This window comes from Microcoleus sp. PH2017_12_PCY_D_A (assembly GCF_020738565.1).
Lineage (GTDB): Bacteria > Cyanobacteriota > Cyanobacteriia > Cyanobacteriales > Microcoleaceae > Microcoleus.
Genome location: NZ_JAEQCI010000011.1, coordinates 54632 through 80661, shown reverse-complemented (window position 1 = coordinate 80661; position 26030 = coordinate 54632). Strand labels below are relative to the sequence as shown.

Sequence of the window (26030 nt, the reverse complement as noted above, 5' to 3'; positions counted from 1 at the left end):
GCGTAATTTATCGTTCCTCGTCGCAAAAGTCGTAGAAACCGGGTTTCTAGCCCCATGGGTAATCCTTGAAACTGTCAGAAGTGTTCACTAATGACCAATAACTAATGACTAATTACCACTTCAGCAGATTAAACTCTTCCATGTCTACGGTATTGCGGTTGCGGTAAATCGCCAAAACAATTGCCAAACCAACAGCGGCCTCAGCAGCCGCAACCGTAACTACAAAAACAGTAAATACTTGACCTTTAATCTGTACGGGGTCAAGATAGTTAGAAAAACCCATCAGGTTGAGATTGACTGCATTCAGCATCAACTCGATCGACATCAACACGCGCACTGCATTTCTGCTGGTAATCAAACCGTATATACCAATACAGAAAAGGGCTGCTGCTAATAACAAGAAATACTGGAGTTGCAGTTGCATATTTTTTTGGTCTTTCTCAATCAACATTACTACAAGACACGCAGATAGGTGCGCTGGGCGCACCATACAATTACTTTGTTTCGGGTGAAGAAACATCGCCGACAGAAACTAATTCGCGCGGGCGTTCTGGCAAACTAAAAGCTGGTGTTTCTGATAAATTACTTGACAGTTCATCCGCAAAGAAATCGCGGCGCGCCAAGACAATTGCTCCTACCATTGCCATCAACAAAAACACTGATGCTAACTCGAAAGGTAGCAAGTAGTCTGTAAAGAAGTGTTTGGCGATCGTCACGATCGAACTTTCAGCAGGTGCTCCCGTCGTTGTCACGATCGCCCAAGGAGTAGACACGACCATTGTACCCAACAGCGCAAACAAACCAGCACAAACGACTGCGGTTGCGACTTGACGCACCCAAGCGTTGGGAATAGTGCGGAAGTCTTCTCGTTTGTTTACCAACATGATGGCAAACAAAATTAAGACGTTGACAGCACCAACATAAATCAAGACTTGCGCTGCTGCGACAAAATCAGCATTCAGCAACAGATACATACCGGCAATGCTGGTAAATACGGCGCACAGCAAAAATGCTGAGTAAACGATGTTGGAAAACAGGACTACTCCTAATGCTCCTCCAATCATCATTATGGCTAGTATGCCAAATGAAACAATTTGAACCCCTTCGGCTAGATTCACAATTTTTAATCCTTTGTTAATTGGGCATTGGGCATTGGGCATCGGGCATTGGGCATTGGGCATTGGGCATTGGGCAGAGAGGGAATTGGGAATCGGGAATCGGGAATCGGGAATTGGGAAGAAGGCTCGCGCAGGGAAGAAGGCCCGCGCAGGGCATTGGGAATTGGGAATTGGGAATTGGTTATTTGTTATTAGAAAAACTACTAACTACTAACTATGCCCCATGCCCCATGCCCCATGCCCCATTGCCCTGGGAAGGCCCATGCCCCATGCCCCATGCCCCAGGCCCCATGCCCCATGCCCTATGCCCCATGCCCCCATTACCTATTTTTCGATAATTTCCTCTGGGCGGAGACCTGCGCGGCGATCGGTGTAGGAAACTTCATGAGGGTCGATCGCACCTTTCGGCAAATAAGCGAATTCCCGCAACGGTGTCACCATCGGATCGTCTGTAACCTTGTAGGGCAAACGTCCGAGGGCCACGTTGTCATAATTCAACTCGTGACGTTCGTAAGCCGCTAACTCGTATTCTTCTGTCATCGACAAACAATTAGTCGGACAATATTCTACGCAGTTGCCGCAGAAGATACACACCCCGAAATCAATACTGTAGTGTTTGAGCTGTTTCTTCTTAGTTTCTTTGTTAAATTCCCAATCCACCACAGGCAAATTGATCGGACAAACTCGAACGCAGACTTCGCAGGAAATGCACTTGTCAAATTCAAAGTGAATTCTGCCCCGGAAACGTTCGGAAGGAATTAGTTTCTCGTAAGGATACTGCACCGTAATCGGCCGGCGTCTCATGTGGTCAAAAGTAACAGATAGCCCTTGACCGATATACTTAGCAGCTTGAAGAGTCTCTTTGGCGTATTCGCCTACTTGATTGAGGAATTTTAGCATCGTGTTCTCTCTCTGTACTTGAGTTTTTGGTAATTGCTAACTGATAATAGGTAATTGGTTTACAGCTATTTTTTTAGCTGTTGCCTTTTACCTATTATAAATTAACCGCCAAAAGCAAAGGGAAAGGCAAGCTTCAAAGCTGCGGTCAATAGCAAATTAACTAAAGCAACGGGAAGCAAAAACTTCCATCCCAAATTGAGCAATTGGTCGATGCGAACTCGCGGCAGAGTCCAGCGCAGCAGCACTGCCAGAAACAGGAAAAAGTAGGCTTTGAGCAGGGTCATGGTAATGCCCAGCGTGCCGGTAAGTACCTGCAACCAAGGAGTTGTTTCGCTCAATCCCAGGGCATTTGTGATGACTCCGACGGGAATCGGAGATTCCCAGCCGCCGAGGTACAAAACGGCTACTAGCAGGCAAGAAAGGACGAGGTTAACGTAGGAAGCGATGTAGTACAGAGCAAATTTCATGCCTGTGTACTCAGTCTGATATCCTGCTACCAATTCTTCTTCTGCTTCCGGGAGGTCAAAGGGTAAACGTTCGCATTCTGCCAGGGCTGAGATCCAGAAAATTAGGAAACCTGCGGGTTGGCGCCAGACGTTCCAGCCGACAATGCCGTAGCCCGCTTGTTGGTGTACGATGTCGATCGTACTTAAGCTGTTGGACATCATCACAACTGCCAATACTGCCAAAGCTAGGGGAATTTCGTAGCTGAGGGATTGAGCGGCTGCTCTGAGTCCGCCGAGGAGGGCGTATTTGTTGTTAGAAGCATAGCCCGACATCAGCAAGCCGATCGGCTGAATGCTAGAAAGAGCAATCCAGAGAAATATCGCTGTCCCCATATCGGCGATGAGCATATGCTCTCCGAAGGGTACGATCAAGTAGGACAGAAACACTGGAATCACGACAATTACCGGGCCGAGCGTGAACAGCAGCGCGTCAGCTTTTGCCGGTACAATGTCTTCTTTGAATACCAACTTCATGCCATCGGCTACGGGTGCTAGGACTCCCAGAGGGCCGAGGAATTCGGGGCCAATCCGCTGTTGAGCGGCGGCGGAAATTTTCCGCTCTAGCCAGACGCTAGTCAGTACACCGAATACAGCACCGACAACCATCAGTACCATTGGCAGTGGTAGCCAAAGCACGTGGGCGATGTCCGCCGGTAAGCCCAAATTCGTCAGGGCTTCTACAAAACTTCCTTGTAAGTCAATTCCTGGGTTCATGTTTCCAGCTTTTGAGCGATCGCCATATAATTTTTCACCCGTCCTTCGTAGGAGTAGGCTTAGAGAGCGGGGACTTTGTAAAGATTTTTAATGCTTTACCGCCTAATAGTATATCGTCCGAGGGCCTCGAAGAACGCACGGATGGGTGAAGTTCTAATTATCTGATCCCCCAAGCTGGCTAATGGGTTGGTAACTTATGGAAAAGGAAGAAGGAAGAAGGAAGAAGGAAGAAGGAAGAAGGAAGAAGCAATAAAACCAAGGGTTTTAGCTCAAAATAACGAATAAGGAAGAAGATGGATATTTCAGATTTGAGATTGAATGCCAAACATAAAGGGCTCGCGATTTAAATCGCGAGCCCTTTGAATGTTGTAAAGCGACTTTCAAATGGCTTAAACCATTGATTTTACGTCACCTTTTTTATGGAACTGGGCAGAATCGAACTGCCGTCCAAAGCGGGTATTTACCTTCCGATCGTTCACAGGTTTATCCCCTCTGATCCTCGGGGCGGGAACCATCTTTATCCTAAATGGGAGGATTTTCTAGTGATTGCTTTCCCGACTAGACGACTAGAAACGTTTAGCTAGGGCATCCGTTGGGGGTTGTTATGCTGCCTTTAACGGAGTTAAGCGGCATACACTCTGAACCAAGCTAGAGAAGTTTTTAGGCTACAGCTACGGCTTTGCGAGCGAAAGGAACGATGTTGTTCGCATTTACTATTTTTTTTGAGCCGATATTAACGAGAGTAGACTCCCTCTCGACCTGCATCACGGAGCAGCTTTCGCCACCCTGTCGAAACCATTACAGCCCCTCGTGCATTCTTTAATTATAGACACTATCTTGTGTTGTCGTCAATCGATTTTAGATTTTGGATTGAAGATTGGGGATTGGGGATTGGGGATTTTGGATTTTTTCGCAAATAGTCGAGGACGCACTACCAAGCAAGAAACCGGGTTTTTTTACCGAGACTGAGGGTTTTAAGCAAATATTTTCGTGAAAAACCCGGTTTCTCTACACCCGTGCGTGAGTCCTAACAAAGTTATTAGACAAGATTCCCTCAATCCCGATCTATCAAATTTTCGGACGGGCGGGACGCCCATCCCACAATTTTTTTTGCTTGTGGGATGGGCGTCCCGCCCGTCCTACGTATTTTTTCAATCTTGTCTATTGTAGGGTGCGTCAGCTCTGAAGGTGTTTAATGCAAAGTTTTGTCCCAGACGCCGATGTAAATTCGATCGCGCTCGTTGCGTTCGATCGTCCCTTTCAGCGAACCTTTCTGAAAATTAAACCGATTGGTGCGGCGCTGCTGCACGTCGCGGAATCCTTGCAAAATCTCCTTATCCGCGCCGCCCACCATGCCGTTTAAAGCGGTTCGGACTACCAAATCGTCCACCGACTGGGCAAAAGAACCCTCTGTTTGCACGAGTTGTTCGGAATTGCGATCGTAAATATAGCCGAGAGTCACCCGGTTCGGCAGCAATTCGTAAAGTGCGGTGCGAGTATTGGGCCAATAGCCGCGGGGTTGAGAGTCCGTGGGATCTCCCAATGCACTTACAATCTGACTTTCCGGCGTACCCACCGCAAACCCTGGGATAGTGGGAGTCTTCTGATAACCTGTTCCTGGTAGTTCGCTGGGTGGGGGCGATCGATCGGGCGGCAATTGCTTGTCAACAAGTTTTTCCGTTGGTTTGGGTTCGGCAGCGTCAGGTGTTGGGGCTGGAGTTGCGGCTGGAGTTGGGGCCGGAGTTGGAGTTGGAGTTGGGGCCGGAGTTGGAGTTGGAGTTGGGGCCGGAGTTGGAGTTTCAGCAGCAGGCGGCGGAGTTTCAGCAGCAGGCGGCGAGAAAGGCGTTGGTGTGGGAGTGGGAATTGGTTCGGGGCTGGTGCGCGCGTCTGGATCTGCGGGGGTGGAAGTGCGATCGTCCTTCGCTATTGGTGTCGGTTCCGAAGATTGTCCGTTGAGGAAAACCCTCGCAATCCCTACCAAACCACCGAATATAAGGGCGATCGCCACAAACCCCAAAATCAACCAAACCTTGCGGTTTCCTTCCCCATTCGTCACCGCAGCAGGCGCTGTTCTCACATTTGCAGGCGACTGAGGGCCGTGTCCCGGCATCACCGCCAGCGTCGGCCCGGTATCCGGCGACTGCCCGTGCAGCAGCGACAGCCACTCATCCACGGTAGCGGGGCGATTTTGAGCCTCTACCGTCATCCCCCGCATCACCGCTTGACTCACAGTCACACTTAAGTCTGGCCGCAAGTCGCGGGGTGAAGGCATCGGCTGGCTGGTACGCAAAATTGCAGCCACGGGCACCAGGGCTGTGAGCAAAGTGTAAAGCGTCGCCGCCAGCCCGTAAACATCTGTGGCGGGCGTATATTTTCCTTGAGCGAAATACTGTTCTGGCGGTGCGTAACCGTCGGACACCATATTAGTGTGATTTTGGATTGCACCGTTTGTAAACTCGCGGGAAATGCCAAAATCAATCAGCACGACTTCCTGAGTACCTTGGCGCAATAAAATGTTTTGCGGCTTGACATCTCGGTGCAGCAAACCCTTTTGATGAACTGCTTTCAAAGCAGCCCCAATTTGAGTGATGTAGAGAATTGCCAGATTTTCTGGGAGGGGATTGTTTGTACCGACTACATCGCCCAAATTCTGACCGGCTATGTAGTCCATTACCATGTAAGGCTGTCCGTCTTCGACAAAGAAGTCGCTGACGCGCACTATATTCGGATGGACGCAGGAAGCTAACCGCCTTGCTTCGTCTTGAAATTTGCGATCGAACTCGGCGAAATTGCGATCGCGCCGCAGAGATTCGTTGAGGGTTTTAATCACCACGGGCTGTCCTAAATAGCGGTGATTTGCCCTGAAAGTAATCCCAAAGCCGCCTCGCCCCAGTTCTTGTTCGAGGGTATATTTTCCGCCCTGTAAACTTTTGCCGATTAGTGCGTCCATAAATCCTAAATCCTAAATCCTAAATCCTAAATCCTAAATCCTAATTCATGAGTCATCTTTTAGTAGCCGTCTGTCATCAGTCATTAGTTCGAGATTTACGCAATCCTCCTCAGAAACCAGGTTGCTTCCGAGATTTTTCGTTTCCACAGCCAATATTGTCCTAAGCTGTCGCGCATTTAATTTGTCAGCTACTGTTTACTTAAACTCTTGTGGCGCGGGCCGGAAAGCCCAGATTCGATCGCCCTGTTTATTCCAAGGCTGCGATCGTTCTACCCCTGTATTGCTTAACCGATTAGAAACACTACTCATAATGCGTCCACATCCGCAAAATTTTCACCGTATTCTCAGACTCAATCACCTCGTACACCAGACGATGCTGAATGTTGATTCGCCGTGAATATGCGCCTTCCAAATCTCCCACCAATTTCTCGTAGGGTGGCGGATTCTGAAACGGATTGGTTTGAATGATGTCGAGTAACGTTTGCGCTTTGTCTCGTAAATTGCTAGAAGCCAGATTTTTGGCATCTTTTTGTGCCTGTTTGGTGTATACCAGATCCCAACTCACCACTTTAACTCCCGATCGCACTCGTCAATGGGCGTTGCCAGTCCTTCCCGAATCGATTCCCGCATTCCCGGCACTGACAGAAGATACTGTGTTTCTTGCACCGATGCCAAGTCAGCTTCAGATAATACTGCATTGCCACTCTGTTCTGCGATCGCGATCGCTCTATCCGCAATCTTACTCATTGTCATTAATTCAAGAACAATCACAGGCATAACATAGACTGCTGCTATGCCTATTGCTGGGGCAATTGCTGCTGAAACAGAACTCACAATTTTTTTTTGTAATACCTCAGACGAAGAAATTAGCTGTTGTTGTTCATTAGCGTATTTTTCATTGCCACTTAAGAATTTTTCAATTTCATCTCGGACTTTTTCAATAAATACATTTTTAGTTTGTTCTGCTCCTAATGGGAATGTGTTCTCTGGCATTGCATTGAGCCACTGTTTCGCTGCCTCTTCATAAGAGTTAGTCGCATCCACTAGCTGCTTTATCCTATTTTGTTGGTATCTAGGCAGCGTTGCGAGCCACTCTTCGCTGTCAATCTGAAATACTTGTGCTAATTTATTTTCCATATCTACAACATTTCCCTAATGTACTCAACAGAGACCGCATGAGTAGTTTGATGGAGGGTATGCGGATCTACCCCACCCAATGAAATACCACCTCCACCACCCGGAGCATATGACCCAATGAGGATAGCAACTACTGTAGTAGTGTATGCAGAGAATATAGGGCTTCCAGATTGACCTGGGCGAGCCTGAGTATTTAGCACGACGTGCTTGGTTTTGACTGCTCCATTTTTAATTAAGATTCTTGCACCGATCTCAGTTCGTTGATGAGTGAGTACCAATCTCCCATGATCTGCATGAGGATAACCAAAAATATCAATAATAGTGCCCACGTTTAGAATATCTGTGCTCCCTATCGATAGGTTAGAGAACACATCAATATCAGCAGACAAAATACACAAATCTGTGAACGGATCGATAGCTTCAATGTAAACAGGAATTACCTTGATTTCAGAATCAGAAGTATCTTGATAGTCATCGATAGAATCGTAAGGTCTTAGAACTACGACTAAATTATGGTCATCTTTATTAGTAACATGGGCGGCGGTAACAAACTTTCCTGGACTATTTAGTAGAGTTGCAGTACCAAGCAAATTTACCCCATTCGCTCCATTTCGCCCAACTGCAAATACTATGTTTGGTAAAGCTGAGTATGACATTTTACTTTTGACGATTTAAGTATGAACTTGCCATATAATTATCAATTATAGCACAAATAAATATGGAATAACACTATTGTGTAAACATTATACCACATTTTCGTCAAAGTTATGTTTATAAGGCGATCGGAGCATACCGCAGCTTCAACCTCAGACCTTATACGATCGATCGCCAAAACCGCAGTACAATACACTAATTCAAAAACGCCTTTCTCGGAACCCTCGCCAGTTGGTACGCGCCCCGACTGTCCAACAACTGATATTGATTTGGCTGCAATCCAAATTCGACAAACTTGTGGGGATATCCCAGCACGAGAATCGTCGGAGAAGTGTTGTTGTTGGATTGCTCGATGTAGTCTTTCGCGCCCCTGGGAAGTCGGTAGAAAGTCACCGGATCTTGGGTGTAAAAAACTAAACTCGGTTTCCAGAAACCAATCATCATCAACTCTTCTCCCGGCTGTTTTTGTTGAACAACAACCTGCGCTAACTGTCTCAGAGGTAACTGGCGGTTGATATCGACTAAATTGTAGGCTGGAGTAAGACCAAAAATGATAAATGCTACTAACCCGATGAAGTTAGCTACCAAAATCCAGCGCTGTTGTCGCTTCCAGAGTAAAAGCCCGATCGCCCCAGCGGCAGTTATCCAAATCGTACCGCCGACAATCAGCAATCCCGACTGCTGAATTGCTTGGGGAAAATTGGGCATTGCCGGATCGTCTCCCAGCCAGTTGTAGCAGTAGAAAGTTGCTCCGGCTACAATCAGTAAAAATACGATATTGAAAATGTATGTAACTAACAGCCCTCGCGGTAAATAATTGGCTTTTTTCTCTAACTTTCCCGGTCTGTTTTTGGGTTCGTTCCCTGCAATAATATCGCTCCACAGCAGCGTTACCAAAATGGCAGCAGCAGGCATTAAAGGCAATACATAACTGGGCAATTTTGTCACGGCGATCGTGAAAAAGCCAAAGATGCAGGCGAACCAAAATAGGGCAAATAAACTCAACTGTGCCGATCGCGCTTGACGGCGCCAGTAAGTGCGCTGCCAAAAACGGGTACGGGCGATCGCCACCGGCAAATAAATCGACCAAGGCGCAAAACCAACTAGCACTACAATAAAGTAAAAATACCAAGGCGCCGAGTGCTTGTTGACTACTTCAGTAAAACGCTGGAAATTGTGATAGCCGAAAAAACTCTCAATATAAGTTTCACCGTTGTCTAATATCACCAGAATGTACCAAGGCAGGGCGATCGCCAAAATAATCAAGATTCCCGACAGCGGACGCATTTCGCGCCAAAGTTGCCGAAAATTTCCCAAATACAGCCCGAAGCTACCAATAATCAGTGCTGGGATGACAATTCCCACAGGCCCCTTAGCCAGAATTGCTAAGGCAATTAGTACGTAACAAGTCAGATACCACTTATTCGGAAATCGCCCAGCAGAAACTGTGGGAAATTCTGCTTTTTCTCTTTGTTCTTCTAGCGTATAACCGAGGAAAAATGCCAGAAGTGCCGAACACATACAAGCAACTAATAGCATATCTGAAACGCCAGTCCGCCCCCAGGCAATAGTTTGGGGATTTAAAGCTATTAAGGCCGCACCAATCCAAGGAGTAGAAAGAAAGAGGGGGAGAGGGGGAGATTGGGAAAAAATTCCCTCCGACTTCTCCGTTACATCAGTTACATCCGTTATAGAATCCGTTGCCGAACTTCTTCCCGTTATATCCGTTATATCCGCTACATCCGTGACATCCGCTACATCCGCTACAAAATCCGTTGCCGAACTTCCTTCTTCCTTCGATAGAGTGTAGAATCCGAGGCAAGTCAGGCCGATCGCGCACAAGGCCGAGGGAAGGCGCACAGCCCACTCGTTAACCCCCAGAGTGCGGTAAGCCACCGCCATCAGCCAGTAAATCAACGGCGGCTTGTCAAACCTGGTTTCGCCGTTGAAATAAGGAGTGATCCAATCCCCTGTCACCGTCATTTGACGGGCGGCTTCGGCAAAAAGGGGTTCGGTTTCGTCAACTAAGCCGATGTTGCCGAGATTCCACAAGAAAGCTACCCAGGCGATCGCGCACAGCCACAACACCGATAGCAACAAAGGTACCATCGGCCGATGCCTGTAATATTCTGACAAATTTTTAATAACTTCCTTCACCCAAACTTCCTGCGATTTTAGATTTAAAATTTTAACTCGAATACAGAGTCTACCGAAAGATTCGCCCGATCGAAACTGGGAATTCGATCGCACCCCCTTCAACTCACATCTTATACCGTTCTCAACAATAGCCTAGCAACCCGGTTTCTCAACCAAAATATCGGGCGCACCTAAGTAAAATCCACTTAATCAAACGTCACATATCGATCGCACTCAAGCTTGCTATGTATGTCTTCTTCCGACTTCCATCGAACGACTTATCGGACTTCCATCCTTTACATCCGTTACATCCGTTACATCCGTTACAAAATCCGTTGCCGAACTTCCTTCACTGCTGCAAAGTTAACTGCCATTGTTCGGCTTTGGGATTCCAAGCGGGCGAGGCTGTCTCCCCGGCGACGTAAGGCCCCCAGTAGCGGCGGGAACCATCTTGAGCAAAAACCACCAAAATGTCTCCCTGTTTGACTTGTAACTTGCCCTCCGGCAGCGATAGCATCAGTCCCTTGCCGCCGCCTTCCCCCGGCGCAAAATCCCAGTGTGCCGGTTTTCCGTAGGATTTCTCGGTTTGCCGTTTCGACAGCAAGGCCACTCGCACCGGGTGTTCGCTGCGGTTGCTGACGCGCAAACTGCCGGCGGCTTTGCCATTGACAGGGATTGAGGAATTGCTTTCTTGTTCTGCTTCTGAGGGTAAGTCGGGTTTGGGCCCTTTAGCGGTGTCTGGAGAACCTGTCGCCACTGTCGAAACGGCGGGTGTTGGGGGGAGTGCGGTGGCTGCTGAGGGTAAATCGCTCGATCGATTTGCACCGTTGGAGATGGTGATTTCAAAACGTCCGAGAAACATTCCTGTAAATAGGGCGATCGCCACTCCAATTAATATCTGGTAAGTTTTAAGTTTCATAAATTTTATGCTTAAAGGATAGACTGTGCACCCCTAATTAGTCATAACTATTTTTAAGGTAGAAGCTGCGGCTACTGTGCCACAAGATACAGCTACACTTAATTACTTGACGCTTCGGGGCTATAAAGCTCCCGATCGCTCCATACCATTTTAGATGTTAAATTTTAGACTTGACATTGACGGATACTGATCCGGTAAGGATTTGGGGTTGTTGGCGACAGCCATTTTTTAACCCCGCTCAAAAACAGCTACAAGCCCGGATACTCTTGAGGATCGAGCCAAAAACTTGAGACTCCTGTTCAATTTCCCAGCAGATTCAAGGAGCTGCAAGTAAATCTAAAATCTAAAATCTAAAATCTAAAATCTAAAATCTAAAATTGACTGACTCATCCGCATAACTTTTAACTTTTATGCAGAATACCCGAATTAACAGATTGATTGATGTTCTGGGCGAGCAATTTGCACGCTGGGCGAGCAATCCTTGGCGGCGGATTTCGCTCTTGGTAATTAGCCTGCTGTTCGGCAATTTTTTGGGAACTGCTATTTCGACGATCGCCGGACAAGCCGCTAATTGGGATATTATCGTAGCCGGGGTGTTGGTGTTGTTCACCGAGTTGGCGAACCGACTGGTTTACAGCAGGCGGCTGGTGGCGGGTGCTTTGTGGGTGTCCATGCTCAATGCTCTAAAAATTGGCGTGACTTACAATTTATTTGTAGAAGCTTTCAAACTTGGCTCTTGAAAAATGGTGAAATATTTGTCTATTGCAGATATTTATACAAAATTAGCCTCGGCTTAGAAAGTTTTGATACAACTTTAAAAAAAATAATGGCAGTCCGCGCGGGTTCCCAACTCATACAGAATTCTTAAATTCTATCGTGTCCGATCGATTACTCGCAGTAAAATTAGTTCGTAGTGCGGACTTCAGTCCGCTCTCTTGTGGCGGACTGAAGTCCGCACTACAAACCATTTTTGTTATGGTAATCGACGGGACATCATATCATCGAATCATCCAATTATCCTATTCTAAAATCTACAATCTAAAATGGTTGGATCGCCTGTAACCCCTGTTGAAATTTTACACCGCTGGCAAACAGGCGATCGCCCCCTTACTCCCGATTTCGATCGCCTCGCCTGTTGGGAACTTGCCGGTGATGTGCGATCGCGCGCTTTTAACATTACTCCTGACAACGCAGCAGATGTTGTCCGCTACAAAACCGATTTATTCTTTTCTCTGCTTGACCAACTGCATACTTTCCCCGTAAAGTCAAGTCTTTTTCTCGAAACTTTGTGGAATCTTTGGCTGCCGCTGGCAATCCAATTATCGACACAAAAACAAAGTTTAAACCGTCCTCTCATTCAAGGAATTTTAGGAGGGCAAGGAACGGGCAAAACTACTTTATGCCAAGTTCTTAGGCTAATTTTGAGAAAATTGGGATATTCTACAGTCAGCCTTTCTTTAGACGACCTTTACAAGACTTATGCCGATCGCCAAAAACTGCAAAAAGCTGACCCGCGTTTAATTTGGCGCGGCCCTCCCGGCACTCACGATATTGACTTGGGAATCTCCGTTTTAGACGAGTTACGCGCTTCTCAAACTCGCGAATTAGCAGCAGTTGACCGTCCCAAAATAGAAATTCCCCGCTTTGACAAGTCAGCCTGGGAAGGTGCGGGAGATAGAAGTCAACCAGAAATTATTTCCGGTGCGGATATTGTACTGTTTGAAGGTTGGTTTGTCGGCGTGAATCCAGTCGCTGATGGCAGATTGAACGAGTTTTTGGCGGCTGCACCGTTTCCGATTTCCACAGAAGGCGACTGTCAGTTTGCGCGCGATATGAATGGGAAGCTGCACGACTATTTGCCGCTGTGGAAGCGATTAGATAGGTTGATGGTTTTGTATCCCCGAGATTACCGCCTTTCTCAAGTGTGGCGCAATCAGGCGGAACGGGAAATGAGGGCGGCGGGGAAGTCGGGAATGTCTGAGGCCGAAATTAATCGGTTTGTTGAATATTTCTGGAAAGCGCTGCATCCTGAGTTATTTATTCAGTCAATGCTTGAGGGCGATCGCGCGGATTTGGTAGTGGAAATTTTGGACGATCGCGCGATCGGCAAAATCTGTCGGGCGATCGACCTAAAATCCAGCCTTTAGCGACACTTAAATGTTCGTAGTTATAAACTTAACGTTATACCCAGAATCCGGCAGGGGTTAAAACCCCTGCCTCAAAGCGAAAGTCCTCTGAAGAGGACTGAAGAATTCATCAGTCCTCTTCAGAGGACTTTCGCTATTAGCCAGGGGTTTTAACCCCTGGCGGTCTTTTCGCTCACTCAATTGAGCATTTCTAAATTAGCTACCGGGAGTACCCATTTCAATAGCTTTTTGCACCAAATCGTCAGTAACATTACCCGGTGCACCTGCGGGGTTAACTTCCTTAGCCATCGACAGAAAATCATCGGGATTTCCCTGTGCATCGGCCGGCATTGGGATTTCTTGAGGGGCGGGAATATCAAATTTAGGTGCAGTTGCAGCAGCCGCAGCTTCGGCGCCGGCACTCGTGCGATCGATATCGCTAACGCTGAATTCTTTTGAAGCTTCGTAGTCTGCGGATACATCAACCGCCGGCAACTTTTGTTCTCCAGCTTCCACGCTTTCAGCTATCTGAGCAGCGTCAAATGTTTGAGTGTTATCTAATTCTGTATTTATTTCCGACATCGCCGACTCCTTGCTACTTTTATTTAACAATTCAATATATTTATCGTTACTTAATTACCGACCTTTTTCATCTATCCGCAGATGTATCGTGGGCTTCTATCTCAAGGATGATTTATGCTAGGGCGGCGGCTTAAATTATTTGTGTAAAAAAAACAATTCTACTCTAAGCCAGTGCTCCAAACCCATACATCATAAGTCATTCCCCATGCCCAATTCCCAATTCCCAATTCCCAATTCCCAAATCGCATTACCTCTGGGGGATGGTGACTTGTACTGAGAAATGTTGATATTTATATATTGTGGAAGCATTTTTTAAGGAATTTTATTTATGAACTCACCCGCCGCGACCAATACTCACGCTCTCTCCAACGATACTCAAAACATGGTTGAAAAAATCAACGGGTTGGGTACAGATGAAAAACTGGCGCTGCTCTACTTTGTTTACGAAAAAATGGGAGAGTCAATTACACCCGCAGCTCCCGCCGCCGCCGAACCAGAATTAGCTCCCGTGCTGCTCAATGATTTTTACAATCTTTCTCACGACCAACAATTAAATATCATGCGAGGTATTGTCAACCGCGATGACACGCCTTATTCTCACGCTTACGGAGCTTTAACTGCTAACAATCAGTTGCTGGTTTGGTATGCTTGGGCTATTGATATGGGGGATAAAATTGTCGATATCCCCGAAGGATATGAGGCAACTGAGGCTGTGAATGGTGTGTTAGGTCAAATTGAAGGTCTTGAGTTTGAACAGCAAATTTCGGTGCTGCGGGATGTAGCTAATAATATGGGCTATACCGATGTTAAACCCATTGCTACTCAGGCTCAAGTTGGGAAAACTTCTAGTCTTTAGGAATAAGACAGTTTGTAGTGCGGACTTCAGTCCGCAGCTTTTTGCGGACTGAAGTCCGCACTACGAACAGTTTGTAGTGCGGACTTCAGTCCGCAGCTTTTTGCGGACTGAAGTCCGCACTACGAACGAATTTGATTGTGGTTAATCGATCGGATACGATATAATTAGCGGGCATGAGTAAACCTCATAAATGTCCGCAGTTTTGTATGCAAACTCCGGTTTTAATCTTTGCTAAATTCCTCCTGGATACAGAACCTAATTATGTAGTATGTTCGTAGTGAGGACTTTAGTCCTCAGTTTTTATGAGGACTAAAGTCCTCACTACGAACCATTTTTATTGTGGTGGTTCGAGGGAATATGAGATGAAGTCAAGAAAAAGTGCGATCGCCAACTATTCTTCCTTCTTCCTGATGACTGATGAGTGATGACGTTGGACGTTCGCTCGAATGGGACAGCACTAATGACTAATGACTGCTGACTGCTGACTGCTGACTAATGACTGCTGACTAATGACTTCTTCTATGGCTTTTTGGGGTTAACTTTTCGAGGAATTTCGATCGCAAATCTCGAACCTTTTTCTAGTTGACTTTCGACCGCAATTGTGCCGTCCATCATCTCGACTAAATAGGCGGTAATTGCTAGTCCTAAACCGGTGCCTGGATAGGGGCGGGTTGTGCTTTGGTCGGCTTGATGGAATTTGTCGAAAATGTGGGGCCGATCGGTTTCACTGATGCCGATTCCTGTATCCCGAACGGCGATACTTAGCCGATCGCCCTCTAATTCCCCCAGCTCAATGCAAATGCTGCCCTGATGCGTAAATTTAACGGCGTTGGAAATGAGATTGACCAAAACTTGCCGCAGCCGCAACTTGTCATTAACTATAAACCGATCCTGCAAGCACGCGCTGACGGACATTGCCACATTCTTCTCGGCGGCTTGATTTGGGAATTCCAGGGCGGCATCCATTACTAACTCGGTTAAATCAAATTCTTCAGTTTCTAATTCTGTACGGCCGCTCTCGATTTTGGAGAGGTCGAGGATATCGTTAATCAGCACTAGCAGGTTTTTGCCGTTATTTAAAATGCGCCCCACCATGTCTGTTTGCTGGGCACTCAGCAGTGGTTTGTGCTGGCGCAGCAGCAATTGGGAAAAGCCGATAATCGCATTCATCGGAGTTCGCAATTCGTGGGACATGGTAGCCAAAAATTGCGATTTTAACTTTGCTGCTTCTAGCAGTTGCAATTTTTGCTGTTGAATGCGCCGGCCCTGATTTTCCAGTTCTTCCTGCTGGCGAATTAGCAGCTCGTTTTGCAAGTCTAAAAGCTGTTCCTGCTTGTTTAATTTTTCGATCGCCCGCGCCCTGTTAATCGCGATCGCAGCTTGTCTTCCCATCACCGCCAGCAGTTGCACAGAGCCCCCGTCAATGGCCGTGCTGTCTTGGACGTTGCCGATCGCCAATACGCCCAAACGCCCCGTATCCCCGGACTCGATCGCCGCAGCACAGGCGGCCGCCGGCACTCCCGATCCCGACTGGGAGCGCCACAGTTGAGACTCTCCCGTCGCAAACGCTTTCAGCAGCAGCTTGTCTTGCACGTGCAGGGTTTTGCCTTTCTCAAAGTTGGACGCGCCCCCGACAGCGATCAGTTTGAGGCCGCTGGAATCGTAGTCGGGGAGCGCCACCAGGCAAAATTCAGCTCCGGCGATCGCCTCCACAGTCGCGTCCGCGATCGCTTGCAACAATTCGCACAAGTTACCCGCGCCCTGGCTCAACAGATTTGTAAACCGCTCGATCGCCTGCAAATCACTCGCTGCGTCTATTTTGCCCAAATTTTCGGCTGTGAAGTTAACTTCCGGGCGCCCTTGGCGGCGCAACATTTCTGCTTCTGCTGCGGGCGAGTCCTGAGTTTGTTCGATCGCGTCCATATCTGTGTAGGTTCCCACCCACTCCAAAACTTCTTGAGAGTCTGCGTTGGCGGGCGTTCCTCTGGCGACATTCCAGCGGTAAGCGCCCTCTCGCGCCAGGAGACGAAATTTTATTTCGTAACTTTGGGGCGAACTCGCAGAAGTGCGCGATCGCCCCAAAAGACGAGGACGGTCTTCTGGGTGGACGCGCGCCAGATAGCCAAAACCCAAAGCTGCTGCTACTGGTATCCCCGTGTACTCCTCCCAGCGCTGCCCTAAATAAGTCGCCCAGCCGCTGGCATTTGCTTTCCAAACTATGTGAGGACTTGCCTCCAGGAGGCGATCGTCCTGAGTTGCGCGATCGCAAACTTGCCGTTGAGGGGAGGCTATTTCTGATGCTTTGTATAGTATTTCGCCGTCGGAAAACTCCGAGCGAAAAGAGTTATTGCCGTGATAGTGAGTCATAACTGGTTTTATAAATAAGCATTGAACTAGATCCCTAACACCGACTAAAGAAGCAGTGCTGCTAGCTTTATAGATTTTGACTGCCAATGTGCATCAAAAGTTTTTATAATTTAAATTTATCTCGGTAGTGGTATGTTTACCTCTATCAAGGGGCGGACAATGGGATAATTCAGTTACACTGTTTAAACATCTTCGAGCTTACCTGTCCCGATCGCGCTTTCCCCGCGCCGCAAAATAACTTGACAATTAACTTGCAATCTTGGCGGCTGCATGAGTATGCTGGAACAAGATGTGCGGGCTGTCAAACCCTAAATCAGGACACATTCTCAAATTTACTCAGCTTGGCTGAGTCACTTGACGATATTTTAAAAGTTTAGCGGACTATTGGAAGAAAGATGAGTAAAATTCGCGTTGCTTTAATAGAAGACCACGACCTGACAAGAGTCGGCATCCGCACCGCTTTACAACAGCGTGACACTATAGAAGTTGTAGGCGATGCCGCTAATGCCACAGACGGATTGAAACTGCTTCAATCTTCAAAACCTGATGTGGCAATTGTGGACATTGGCTTGCCAGATTTTGACGGCATTGAACTGACACAAAAGTTTAAAAAATCGATAGTAGCCGACTCAGATCCCGATACCAAAGTTTTGATTCTGACTTTTCAGGACAACGAAGAAGAAGTTTTAGCAGCTTTTGCCGCCGGAGCTGACTCTTACTGCATGAAAGATATCAGCTTCGATCAGTTGTTGGATGTAGTAAAAGTAACTCACGAAGGTAACTCTTGGATCGATCCGGCAATCGCCCGCATCGTCCTGAAACAAGCTCGCACAAAGGAGTCGGCGCCAGAAGAACCGAAGGATGAGGGCAAAAGAGTCACAATTAAGGCAGCCGAACCAGAGTTCAGTCACATCATTGAAACTTACCCTTTAACCGAGCGGGAATTAGAAGTTTTGGAACTGATCGTGCAGGGTTACAGCAATGCTGCCATCGCCGAAAAGCTGTACATTACTGTCGGTACAGTCAAGACTCACGTCCGCAATATTCTCAACAAGCTGTGTGCTGACGATCGCACTCAGGCTGCAGTTCTCGCCCTCCGTTCTGGCTTGGTTGGATAAAGCCTCACCAGCAGGCAAAAGCAAGTTAAAAGTAGGTGCGCACTGCGCACCTTACGCATGAATTTTAGGATGCTTGCTGCGCACCGACCGACTAATTGTTGGCGCTTGTATAGGGTGTTATTCGGCGCACTTGACCACCGAAAATATAGGCTTCAATCTCAGCATCACCAGCCGAATAATATTAGCTTTAAAAAGCTATATTTAAGTCCGCATCTATCCTTGTGCAGATATTTAAAATCATCTTTTTCTGAGTAAATCTACCTTAAGATAGATGCCAAATAATTCTTAGGTTATCAATACTTATGGTTGAGCAATGTAAAGTTAAATATAACAATCGCACCGGACGTTTAGAAGGTTCTTAATTGCTCGAACTCTTGGTTTGCTTCCTTATTTCTTCTACTTCCTTCTTCCTTCTCATATAAATTCCGATCGCACTGCCAATATTGCGCGATGTCACTTCATAAAATCCGCAACCTGGCCCAGATACTCATACTTTTAGGAATAGTTAAGCACTTACAGCAATTATATCCGCAGAGTGATGCTTGAGTTCGCTTCTATTTGCGAGATTAGAAGTATCTACTGCTACTGAAATATCCTAAAAAGAGGCATTATGAGCGCTCCAATTGAATTCAAGTTATTTGCTCCCTACAACAAAGGAGCGGCCTTGATGGGATCTTTTTCTAATTGGGAAGAAATCCCCATGGAAAAGGACGAAGAAGGTTATTTCCGCACGACAGTTGAATTGAAGGATGGCGTTTATCAATACAAATTCCGCGTGCAGTCCAAAAGCTGGTTTCTGGAGGCAGATCGGTGGGTAGATGTGGTAGATCCCTACGCGACTGACATCGACGATCCAACTCAAAACGGCGTGGTTAGAATCAAAGATGGCGATCGCATCGTCGATACCTACGTGTGGCAGCACGACGACAAACCGCTACCTGCCGATCGAGAATTAGTAATATACGAAATGCACGTCGCCGACTTTTCCGGCGGCGAAGCCGATCCCCTCGCCCGCGGCAAGTACGAGCACGTCGTCGAAAAACTCGATTACCTAGCCGACGTACTCGGCGTCAACGCGATCGAACTCATGCCCCTCAAAGAATACCCGGGCGACTACAGTTGGGGCTACAACCCGCGCTACTTCTTCGCTGCGGAGTCCAGCTACGGCACCACAGAAGAACTCAAAAACCTGATAGACGAGTGTCACGGGCGCGGAATTCGCGTCATCATCGACGGGATTTACAACCACTCGGAATCATCCAGCCCCCTGACTCAAATCGATCGCGATTATTGGTACCACCACGCCCCCCGCGATCCAGACAACAATTGGGGCCCAGAATTTAACTACGAATTTTACGACGAAAACTTAGGAACTTACCCGGCGCGCAAATTTATCCGCGATACAGTCCGCTATTGGGTTCAAGAATACCATCTCGACGGCATTCGTTTCGATGCGGCGCGACAAATTGCCAACTACGATTTCATGCACTGGATAGTTCAAGAAGCCAAAAATGCCGTCGGCCCAAAACCGTTTTACACTGTTGCCGAACACATTCCCGAAACTCCCAGCATCACCAATCTAGACGGCCCGATGGACGGCTGCTGGCACGACAGTTTCTATCACTGCATTGTCGAACACATCTGCGGCGATACTTTTGATTTAGAGCGGCTCAAAGAGGTAATCGACGGCAAGCGGCAAGGTTTCTTGGGTGCTACAAATGTAGTGAATTATTTGAGCAATCACGATCGCGATCGCGTATTCTCAGAATTGGGCGATCGCGGGATTTTGGATGAACCAGCATTCAAGCGGGCGAAGTTGGGAATAGTGCTGTTAATGACAGCAGTTGGCGTGCCGCTGATTTGGATGGGCGAAGAATTTGGCGAATACAAAGCCAAAACAATCGAGCAAGCTAAAATTGACTGGACGCTGCTGGGAAATGACATGAATAAAGGTTTGTGGGAATACTACAAAGGCTTGATTCACCTCCGCAAAAACAACCAAGCACTTTACACGGAAAACATCGACTTTTTCCACGAAGACCCCGACTCGAAAGTGTTTGCTTACACTCGCTGGAACGATGAAGGTTCGCGAGTTGTGGTAGTGGCAAATTTGTCAGAAAATTATCTAGCGGGTTACAGCGTTCCCCACTTCCCAGCCAACGGAACTTGGCACGAATGGACGGGGAATTATGATGTGGAATCGGGCGATGACAATATTATGATTGATTTGCCAGAATACGAAGCAAAAGTGTTTGTCTGGCAGTAATCTGTCTTCTCATATACGCTTTCACAACAATCAAATAGGTTCGTAGTGAGGACTTTAGTCCGCAACCAGAAGGACTAAAGTCCTCACTACAAACCTGCTTTCACAACAATCAAATAGGTTCGTAGTGAGGACTTTAGTCCGCAACCAGAAGGACTAAAGTCCTCACTACAAACCTGTTAATTTTTAGTTAGGTACGTAGTTGCACTTGGGCGCTCTTTCATATATATAATAAAGAGCGCTTCAGCGCAACTACGTACCTTTGTTTAAGGTTTCTTCTGAGGAATTTTATTTTTTACACGCACCCTACGGCTATTTATCGTTGTGAATGTAAACTACCTATTTTACCCGATCGATTTTCTAGGCACAATTGGGTGGCCGCCGCCGCCGGTATGGGTTTGCTAAAGAAGTAACCCTGACCCATCTCGCACTGAAGCGACTGCAAAAATGCCAACTGTTCTGCTGTTTCCACTCCCTCAGCAATCACCTGTAAATTCAAGCCTTGTCCCAGGGCGATCGCAACTTTCACAATCGTAGCACCGTTGCTGCCGTTCTGCAAATCTGCCACGAAGGATTTGTCTATTTTTAAATTATTCAGCGGTAAGTTTTTCAGAGACCACAGCGAAGAATAACCGGTGCCAAAATCGTCCAGAGAAATCTGAATTCCCATTTGCTGCAACTGCTGCAATACCGACACCGTAAAATTTACATCTGTCATGGCAACTGTTTCGGTAATTTCTATTTCTAAATACTCCGGATTTAACTCGGTTTCTGACAAAATTTCAGCAATGGTTTGTACCGTGTTAGCTTGCAGAAACTGGCGGCCCGATAAATTCACAGCTACCCGCACCGGCGGCAATCCCAATAACTGCCACGCTCGATTTTGCAAGCAAGCTGTCCGCAGCACCCATTCGTCAATTTGGCAGATTAATCCTGTTTCCTCAGCTAAGGGAATAAATCGATCGGGAGCAATCAAGCCGCGTTCGGGATGCTGCCAGCGAATCAGAGCTTCCATGCCGACTATTTTGCCAGTATTTAAGTTTATTTGCGGTTGATAGTGCAGCACAAACTCTGATTTTTTCAGAGCTTTGTAAAGATGATTTTCTAAGTTAAGTTCCTCGGAGACTTGATTGCCGATCGCCCGCGTGTAAAAATGATAATTATTGCGACCTCTCTGTTTAGCTTTGTACATCGCAGCATCAGCATTTTTTAGCAAAGTTTCTGCGTCTTCTCCGTCGTAAGGAGCCAAAGCAATTCCCAAGCTAGCCTTAATATAAAGTTCCCGACCTTCAAAATCAAAAGGAGCGCTTAAACTCTGGATAATTTGCTGGCAAACCTTAGTTGCGTCCTCAGGACTGTTAATATTGTACAGCAGCAAAGTAAATTCATCGCCGCCCCAACGGGCGATCGAGTCCCCCACGCGCAAACAGTTAGTCAAACGCCGAGATACACCTTGCAGCAACTGGTCGCCCACTGGGTGACCGAGAGTATCGTTGACATTTTTAAATCTGTCCAAATCTAGAAATATCACCGCCAGCATTTCTGCGTTTTGGTGAGCGTTAGCTAAAGCTAAAGACAGCCTTTCATTAAACAGCAATCTATTAGCTAAACCTGTTAGTTGGTCGTGAGAAGCTTGATGTCGGATCATTGCCTCGACGCGCCTCTGCATGGCGGCCATGTACAAATGAGTTCCCAAAGATTTTGCTAGCTTCAGTTCCTCGCTGCTCCACTTTTGAGCTGCGTCGGTTTTGATTTCTTTCCAAGCTGCAAAGGACTGTCGGGGGCGATCGCTCCGGGCGTCGGAATTGCAACGGCCAGCCCACAAAATTTCGGTTTCTAGCGCTGCGCGAAAAACGGTGAGACAGCCAATGCACTGTTGGCGGTATTGCAGCGGTACTGCCAAAAATGACCGAATGTCAGCTTCGAGAAAATTTGCCGATAAAGATTTGAGTAGAGGTTCTTGAGAAATATCGGAAATCGCGTACAAGTGCGGGACAATCAAATTAGAAATATTTGTATCAATTGAACTGTAATGCTCGGAATAGAGATTTTGAAAAATACCTAATTGGCTGGTATTATCTGCAGTTTTTGCTCGATCGCCTTGACCGGCAAACCCCACGATCTGCTGCCAAAACTCGCTTAGTTCCAGGTGGGCGTCCCGGGGCTGCTGGCCGCAGGTATAAAGTAAAGCTGGCCGATCGCCAAATTCGGCAGCAAGGTACAACCGCCCTCCCGAACCGCCCAAATGCTTGACAGTTTGTTCGAGAACTGCTTGCCGAATTTCGCCCAGTTCTAGAGGAGAGTGCAGCAAACTGCTAATTTGGTTGACAACGGCTTCGTCGCGTGCTTGCTGTCGGGCTTGAGTGAGGAGAAAAGATTGGGCGATCGCAATTGAAAGCTGATCCACAAGCAACTGCACCATGTTCAATTCTCGATCGCTAAACCGTTTCGATTGGCTGTGGTGAGACACCAACAGCCCCCAAAGCTTATTTTGATGCAAAATCGGCACCGCCAGAGAAGAACGCGCCCCCATAGCCTCCAGATATTCAACGTGACAGGGGTCTACAGGAGAATAGCGGATATCTTCCACTGCTAAAGTTTTGCCGGTTTCGGGACAATCTAACCGATTAATTGTTTGATGCTGCAATCCCACATCTACAATCACTCGCTGCCGCGCTTTGACAAACATGGAGCGGACACTATTGGGAATGTCGCCTGCAGGAAAGTGCAAACCCAGCAGAGATGGTAATTTGTCCCCGTCGATCGACTCAGCAATCACCTCGCCGCTACCGTCGGCATCAAACCGATAAACTTTTACCCGATCGCTTCCTAAAAAGCTGCGGATTTCTCGCGCCGTTGTCGTCAAAATCTCTTGCAGTTCTAAAGAGTTGCGGATGCGATTGGTAATTCGATTGAGTAAAATCTCTTGTTCTAAAGTCGATCTTGACATTTGTCTAACTTTTCTGCGGGCCATCCCTTTTGATCTCCAGGGCTGTTGACAGCATTTTTGCGAGCCACTGTGTTAACTCGCCCTGTATTATAGACTACAACACTTTGGCTGCGTCTGTGGGATTTATTCAACCCCGGGGCGAGAAACCCTGTTTTTAGGAATATTTCGGGTTTTCCCACAAATTTTGGGTTGTTACCGGGTTTATTGAAAGACTTTTATGCGGACTAAAGTCCTCACTACAAACGAATACAGAAACCGGGTTGATGAAACAAGCTTCTGGCTCGAGAGCGCAGAATGCTGGTTCGTCAACCCGGTTTCTCAGTATTTATACCCGGAAATATCCCGTTAAGCCGACTCCCAAATTTCCCGAATTCTGTCCGGCAAAAAGCCCGCTATTTCCTGAATTCGCTCCTGGGACAACTCATCCTTTGTTGCCGAAAATACAGCGGCGATCGCAGTTTCCGGTTTGACTCCCGAAGGAAGTGAGCCTTCTAGTTCCACCCTCCGTGCAAACAAATTGCCATCGATCCCCACAGGTGCAGGCCCGCGCAAAGGCTGACGCACCCGGCTCAGCAATTTTACCAGCGGATTCGTATCTTTCCAGAGCTCGGCTATTTCTGTTTGCAGGGTTTTGTCGTCCGTCGGTAAAACTTCTTTGTGCAGTTCAGATTCCACGCGATCGATCGCTTCTGTTGTCATCAAATCGCGCATGATGCGGTACACCACTTCGGTAATGTCGCGGGCATCAAAAATATCCTCCATGTTACCGTTTACCATCACTTTTTCCAAAAACGGCATATCCTTAGAGGCGATCGGAACTGCTGACCCTTCTTGATGCAGAGACTTAGGAGGGTTCGTCTCCATTTTCTGCAACAGTTTGCGGCCTTTTTCGGTTAAATCAGCTTCTTGAAATGCCACTAAAGGCGGCAGTAATTCAGCCCCTCCGTAAGGCTCCCCGCTAAACTGGGCTTTGATAAATTCTCTTTGGTTGAGGTAGTCCAAGTGACCGAGCAGTTCCGCTTCCGCGACATCTCGACCGACATACTCTTCGGCTGCATTCCTAATTGCCGACTCTCCCCTGCTGCCGTTGCCGCTGGCAATCTGTTTGAGCAAGATGTAAGTCAGGTCGTCTCTAATTGCAATTGTCATCCAAACCTCCTAGGTTAATATCCGCTAAAACTCAAGTAAAAACTGATTTTTTTACTTCTAAAATTGTGATAATTACTACTTAAAAACATTGAAGTCTAAACTAGAGCAACAAGTATCCCTCAGCAGGTGGAAATTGTGAAACTTAAGTGTCAGCCACACTCTTCCTTTAGGTAGATTCACTTAGGACAACCGCCGCCTACTGTTGGTAGTATCCTGAAAAGCCGCCGTCACTCTTCAAAGCAAAAATTAAGCTAGGATAGTTTATTAGCAAGATTTTTCCTAGTTATAGCCTCTTGTTGTCCAGGCTGACGCAACCGTAGAGCGTAAGTTGGCAATTTGCCCGGGGCTCAGTAAAATTATGGAGATGCCAGAGCATCGATCGACTGGTGCAGTCTTTGCCAGAACTTGCAGCGATATTGTACAATCTGGCTAGACTCAAGACTGGCCATCTCAGAGCTACAAATACGAGCCAATCTGTTTCAAGTGCCGGAACGCCACTTGAAGAATGCCTCGGGTAACACTTTTCGATCGTTTTTCGATCTGGATTTATGAAATACCCTAGTTGGAATCAGCATTTGGAATCTTCTTTAAATAGCGGTCAAGCCACACTTGACAAGCGTCCTTTAGTTTTGGCTGTAGACGACAATCACGACAACTTAGAGTTGCTGACGCAAATACTCGATTTATTCGGCTGCGAGTGCGTGGGAGCAGTTGACGGGTACAGTGCTCTTTCGGCAGCAGCCGATCGACTTCCCGACCTAATCGTACTCGACATTTGCCTGCCCGATATAGACGGTATAGAATTAGTCAAGCGCATCAAACAAAACCCCGAGCTCAGACATATTCCGATTGTAGCTGTCACAGCACTAGCAAAAACAGAAGACCGCGATCGGATTCTCGAAGTTGGCTGCATTGCATACCTTTCCAAACCTTTTAACATCAAGGATTTAGAACAAATTATCAGCCACCACCTCAACCATCAGCGGCTTCGGGTTGAGTTTTAGACTTAGAACTCGCATCGCGAACTTTAGGTGCAAACTCCAAAATTGCGATCGTTCCGGTGCGGCCCGTCTCCAAAGTCGCATCGCTGAGCAAATCAGTCACGGCCACACCCAAAACCTCTTTGATTAAGTCTTTCAGCGGCAATTCCAGAACTGACTCTAATTGCGATCGCACCTGGGAAGCCAAATCTTCCTGACCGTTCTGAGCCAGCAGTTTTTCTGGTTGAGTAATCGCATTTTCGATCACAATTATCAATTTATTATCCAAAAGATTGCAGAGCGCCTGACTTGTTTGGTGTCCGAGTACAGAGCGGTACAAAGCTTGAATACCCTGTGCAAGACTCCGTTCTAATTTGCCGCGAGTAGGTACTAAATTTTCACCGGTCATATTTTTTAGGTACAGCAAGATAACTCAAAAAAAACAGTTAACTCTTAAGCCTTAACTGTGACAGCAGATTCGACGTTTATTAAGTAGAACCCGCGATGATCGTGCCGTAGGGATACGAGGCGCCAGTGCCCTTCTGGGTGTCAACAACCAGGCTAAAAACCTTGAAAAATCTGGGTTTTACCCTAAGTCTAGATCC

At 47.1% G+C, this 26030-nt stretch carries 20 protein-coding genes, 1 other RNA gene and 1 pseudogene; 6 read left to right on the top strand and 16 right to left on the bottom strand.

Features of this window, described 5'->3' with window-relative positions:
* Positions 1-112: 112 nt before the first annotated feature.
* The 11 genes and pseudogenes from nuoK to JGK39_RS01440 form a co-directional block, all read right to left on the bottom strand.
* Complete coding sequence (gene nuoK, locus JGK39_RS01490; protein ID WP_228042566.1) at positions 113-418, bottom strand: NADH-quinone oxidoreductase subunit NuoK; 306 nt, start codon at positions 416-418, stop codon at positions 113-115.
* Positions 419-494: 76 nt separating this feature from the next.
* The gene (locus JGK39_RS01485; RefSeq protein WP_293246910.1) at positions 495-1118 is read right to left on the bottom strand and encodes an NADH-quinone oxidoreductase subunit J; all 624 of its coding nucleotides are present in this window, start codon (positions 1116-1118) and stop codon (positions 495-497) included.
* 324 nt (positions 1119-1442) lie between these two features.
* Positions 1443-2018, bottom strand: coding sequence for an NAD(P)H-quinone oxidoreductase subunit I (ndhI, locus tag JGK39_RS01480; RefSeq protein WP_293246901.1), 576 nt, complete (start codon positions 2016-2018; stop codon positions 1443-1445).
* A 101-nt stretch (positions 2019-2119) separates the two neighbouring features.
* Positions 2120-3238 carry an NADH-quinone oxidoreductase subunit NuoH gene (gene nuoH, locus JGK39_RS01475; protein WP_293246898.1) on the bottom strand — a complete coding sequence of 373 codons (1119 nt, stop codon included), beginning with the start codon at positions 3236-3238 and terminating at the stop codon, positions 2120-2122.
* A gap of 417 nt (positions 3239-3655) precedes the next feature.
* Positions 3656-4046: a transfer-messenger RNA gene (gene ssrA / locus JGK39_RS01470) on the bottom strand.
* 384 nt (positions 4047-4430) lie between these two features.
* Positions 4431-6188: a serine/threonine-protein kinase gene (locus JGK39_RS01465; protein WP_293246895.1), complete on the bottom strand. Its 1758-nt coding sequence runs from the start codon at positions 6186-6188 to the stop codon at positions 4431-4433.
* Positions 6189-6489: 301 nt separating this feature from the next.
* On the bottom strand, positions 6490-6753 hold the full coding sequence (locus JGK39_RS01460) for a Txe/YoeB family addiction module toxin (protein WP_293246892.1): 264 nt from the start codon (positions 6751-6753) through the stop codon (positions 6490-6492).
* Positions 6750-6884, bottom strand: a pseudogene (locus JGK39_RS33525) (type II toxin-antitoxin system prevent-host-death family antitoxin); the annotation flags it as partial. The gene JGK39_RS01460 and the pseudogene JGK39_RS33525, both read right to left, overlap by 4 nt.
* 443 nt (positions 6885-7327) lie before the next feature.
* A complete protein-coding gene (locus JGK39_RS01450; protein WP_293246886.1) occupies positions 7328-7981 on the bottom strand; it encodes a serine protease in 654 nt (217 codons plus the stop codon).
* 193 nt (positions 7982-8174) lie between these two features.
* The gene (locus JGK39_RS01445) at positions 8175-10088 is read right to left on the bottom strand and encodes a glycosyltransferase family 39 protein (RefSeq protein ID WP_293246907.1); all 1914 of its coding nucleotides are present in this window, start codon (positions 10086-10088) and stop codon (positions 8175-8177) included.
* A gap of 376 nt (positions 10089-10464) precedes the next feature.
* Positions 10465-11034 carry a hypothetical protein gene (locus JGK39_RS01440; protein ID WP_293246883.1) on the bottom strand — a complete coding sequence of 190 codons (570 nt, stop codon included), beginning with the start codon at positions 11032-11034 and terminating at the stop codon, positions 10465-10467.
* A 410-nt stretch (positions 11035-11444) separates the two neighbouring features.
* On the opposite strand from JGK39_RS01440, the gene JGK39_RS01435 reads away from it, so the two are divergent.
* Together JGK39_RS01435 and JGK39_RS01430 are read left to right on the top strand one after the other, a co-directional pair.
* On the top strand, positions 11445-11774 hold the full coding sequence (locus JGK39_RS01435; protein WP_293246880.1) for a DUF565 domain-containing protein: 330 nt from the start codon (positions 11445-11447) through the stop codon (positions 11772-11774).
* A 303-nt stretch (positions 11775-12077) separates the two neighbouring features.
* Entirely contained in the window at positions 12078-13181 is a 1104-nt protein-coding gene (locus JGK39_RS01430; protein WP_293246877.1) for a glycerate kinase, read from the top strand.
* Between the two features lie 195 nt (positions 13182-13376).
* Here JGK39_RS01430 and JGK39_RS01425 read toward each other — a convergent pair whose 3' ends face one another.
* Positions 13377-13742, bottom strand: a complete 366-nt coding sequence (locus JGK39_RS01425) for a hypothetical protein (protein WP_293246874.1) — start codon at positions 13740-13742, stop codon at positions 13377-13379.
* Positions 13743-14070: 328 nt separating this feature from the next.
* Here JGK39_RS01425 and JGK39_RS01420 point away from each other — a divergent pair, with 328 nt between their 5' ends.
* Positions 14071-14598, top strand: a complete 528-nt coding sequence (locus JGK39_RS01420) for an orange carotenoid protein N-terminal domain-containing protein (RefSeq protein WP_293246871.1) — start codon at positions 14071-14073, stop codon at positions 14596-14598.
* 519 nt (positions 14599-15117) lie between these two features.
* Here the strand turns inward: JGK39_RS01420 and JGK39_RS01415 are convergent.
* Positions 15118-16965 carry a PAS domain-containing hybrid sensor histidine kinase/response regulator gene (locus tag JGK39_RS01415; protein ID WP_293246868.1) on the bottom strand — a complete coding sequence of 616 codons (1848 nt, stop codon included), beginning with the start codon at positions 16963-16965 and terminating at the stop codon, positions 15118-15120.
* 395 nt (positions 16966-17360) lie between these two features.
* Here JGK39_RS01415 and JGK39_RS01410 point away from each other — a divergent pair, with 395 nt between their 5' ends.
* Both JGK39_RS01410 and JGK39_RS01405 read left to right on the top strand, forming a co-directional pair.
* The gene (locus JGK39_RS01410; protein ID WP_293246865.1) at positions 17361-18083 is read left to right on the top strand and encodes a response regulator transcription factor; all 723 of its coding nucleotides are present in this window, start codon (positions 17361-17363) and stop codon (positions 18081-18083) included.
* Positions 18084-18693: 610 nt separating this feature from the next.
* Positions 18694-20349 carry an alpha-amylase family glycosyl hydrolase gene (locus JGK39_RS01405; protein WP_293246862.1) on the top strand — a complete coding sequence of 552 codons (1656 nt, stop codon included), beginning with the start codon at positions 18694-18696 and terminating at the stop codon, positions 20347-20349.
* A 313-nt stretch (positions 20350-20662) separates the two neighbouring features.
* On the opposite strand, the gene JGK39_RS01400 is transcribed toward JGK39_RS01405, so the two are convergent.
* Positions 20663-23296: an EAL domain-containing protein gene (locus JGK39_RS01400; protein WP_366048398.1), complete on the bottom strand. Its 2634-nt coding sequence runs from the start codon at positions 23294-23296 to the stop codon at positions 20663-20665.
* Between the two features lie 345 nt (positions 23297-23641).
* Positions 23642-24445 (bottom strand): DUF2267 domain-containing protein, encoded by an 804-nt coding sequence (locus tag JGK39_RS01395; protein WP_293246856.1) that lies wholly within the window; start codon positions 24443-24445, stop codon positions 23642-23644.
* Between the two features lie 548 nt (positions 24446-24993).
* On the opposite strand from JGK39_RS01395, the gene JGK39_RS01390 reads away from it, so the two are divergent.
* Positions 24994-25449: a response regulator gene (locus JGK39_RS01390; protein WP_293246853.1), complete on the top strand. Its 456-nt coding sequence runs from the start codon at positions 24994-24996 to the stop codon at positions 25447-25449.
* Here the strand turns inward: JGK39_RS01390 and JGK39_RS01385 are convergent.
* Positions 25418-25834, bottom strand: a complete 417-nt coding sequence (locus JGK39_RS01385; RefSeq protein ID WP_293246850.1) for a DUF2294 domain-containing protein — start codon at positions 25832-25834, stop codon at positions 25418-25420. The two genes, JGK39_RS01390 and JGK39_RS01385, sit on opposite strands and share 32 nt — an antisense overlap.
* Positions 25835-26030: the final 196 nt, after the last annotated feature.

What these genes read in the sequence shown, in the direction of transcription:
- ndhI (WP_293246901.1), bottom strand. Translation starts at nt 2,018, where the DNA reads ATGCTAAAATTCCTCAATCAAGTAGGCGAATACGCCAAAGAGACTCTT.
- nuoH (WP_293246898.1), bottom strand. Translation starts at nt 3,238, where the DNA reads ATGAACCCAGGAATTGACTTACAAGGAAGTTTTGTAGAAGCCCTGACG.
- JGK39_RS01465 (WP_293246895.1), bottom strand. Translation starts at nt 6,188, where the DNA reads ATGGACGCACTAATCGGCAAAAGTTTACAGGGCGGAAAATATACCCTC.
- JGK39_RS01450 (WP_293246886.1), bottom strand. Translation starts at nt 7,981, where the DNA reads ATGTCATACTCAGCTTTACCAAACATAGTATTTGCAGTTGGGCGAAAT.
- JGK39_RS01445 (WP_293246907.1), bottom strand. Translation starts at nt 10,088, where the DNA reads ATGGTACCTTTGTTGCTATCGGTGTTGTGGCTGTGCGCGATCGCCTGG.
- JGK39_RS01440 (WP_293246883.1), bottom strand. Translation starts at nt 11,034, where the DNA reads ATGAAACTTAAAACTTACCAGATATTAATTGGAGTGGCGATCGCCCTA.
- JGK39_RS01435 (WP_293246880.1), top strand. Translation starts at nt 11,445, where the DNA reads ATGCAGAATACCCGAATTAACAGATTGATTGATGTTCTGGGCGAGCAA.
- JGK39_RS01430 (WP_293246877.1), top strand. Translation starts at nt 12,078, where the DNA reads ATGGTTGGATCGCCTGTAACCCCTGTTGAAATTTTACACCGCTGGCAA.
- JGK39_RS01425 (WP_293246874.1), bottom strand. Translation starts at nt 13,742, where the DNA reads ATGTCGGAAATAAATACAGAATTAGATAACACTCAAACATTTGACGCT.
- JGK39_RS01420 (WP_293246871.1), top strand. Translation starts at nt 14,071, where the DNA reads ATGAACTCACCCGCCGCGACCAATACTCACGCTCTCTCCAACGATACT.
- JGK39_RS01415 (WP_293246868.1), bottom strand. Translation starts at nt 16,965, where the DNA reads ATGACTCACTATCACGGCAATAACTCTTTTCGCTCGGAGTTTTCCGAC.
- JGK39_RS01410 (WP_293246865.1), top strand. Translation starts at nt 17,361, where the DNA reads ATGAGTAAAATTCGCGTTGCTTTAATAGAAGACCACGACCTGACAAGA.
- JGK39_RS01405 (WP_293246862.1), top strand. Translation starts at nt 18,694, where the DNA reads ATGAGCGCTCCAATTGAATTCAAGTTATTTGCTCCCTACAACAAAGGA.
- JGK39_RS01400 (WP_366048398.1), bottom strand. Translation starts at nt 23,296, where the DNA reads ATGTCAAGATCGACTTTAGAACAAGAGATTTTACTCAATCGAATTACC.
- JGK39_RS01395 (WP_293246856.1), bottom strand. Translation starts at nt 24,445, where the DNA reads ATGACAATTGCAATTAGAGACGACCTGACTTACATCTTGCTCAAACAG.
- JGK39_RS01390 (WP_293246853.1), top strand. Translation starts at nt 24,994, where the DNA reads ATGAAATACCCTAGTTGGAATCAGCATTTGGAATCTTCTTTAAATAGC.
- JGK39_RS01385 (WP_293246850.1), bottom strand. Translation starts at nt 25,834, where the DNA reads ATGACCGGTGAAAATTTAGTACCTACTCGCGGCAAATTAGAACGGAGT.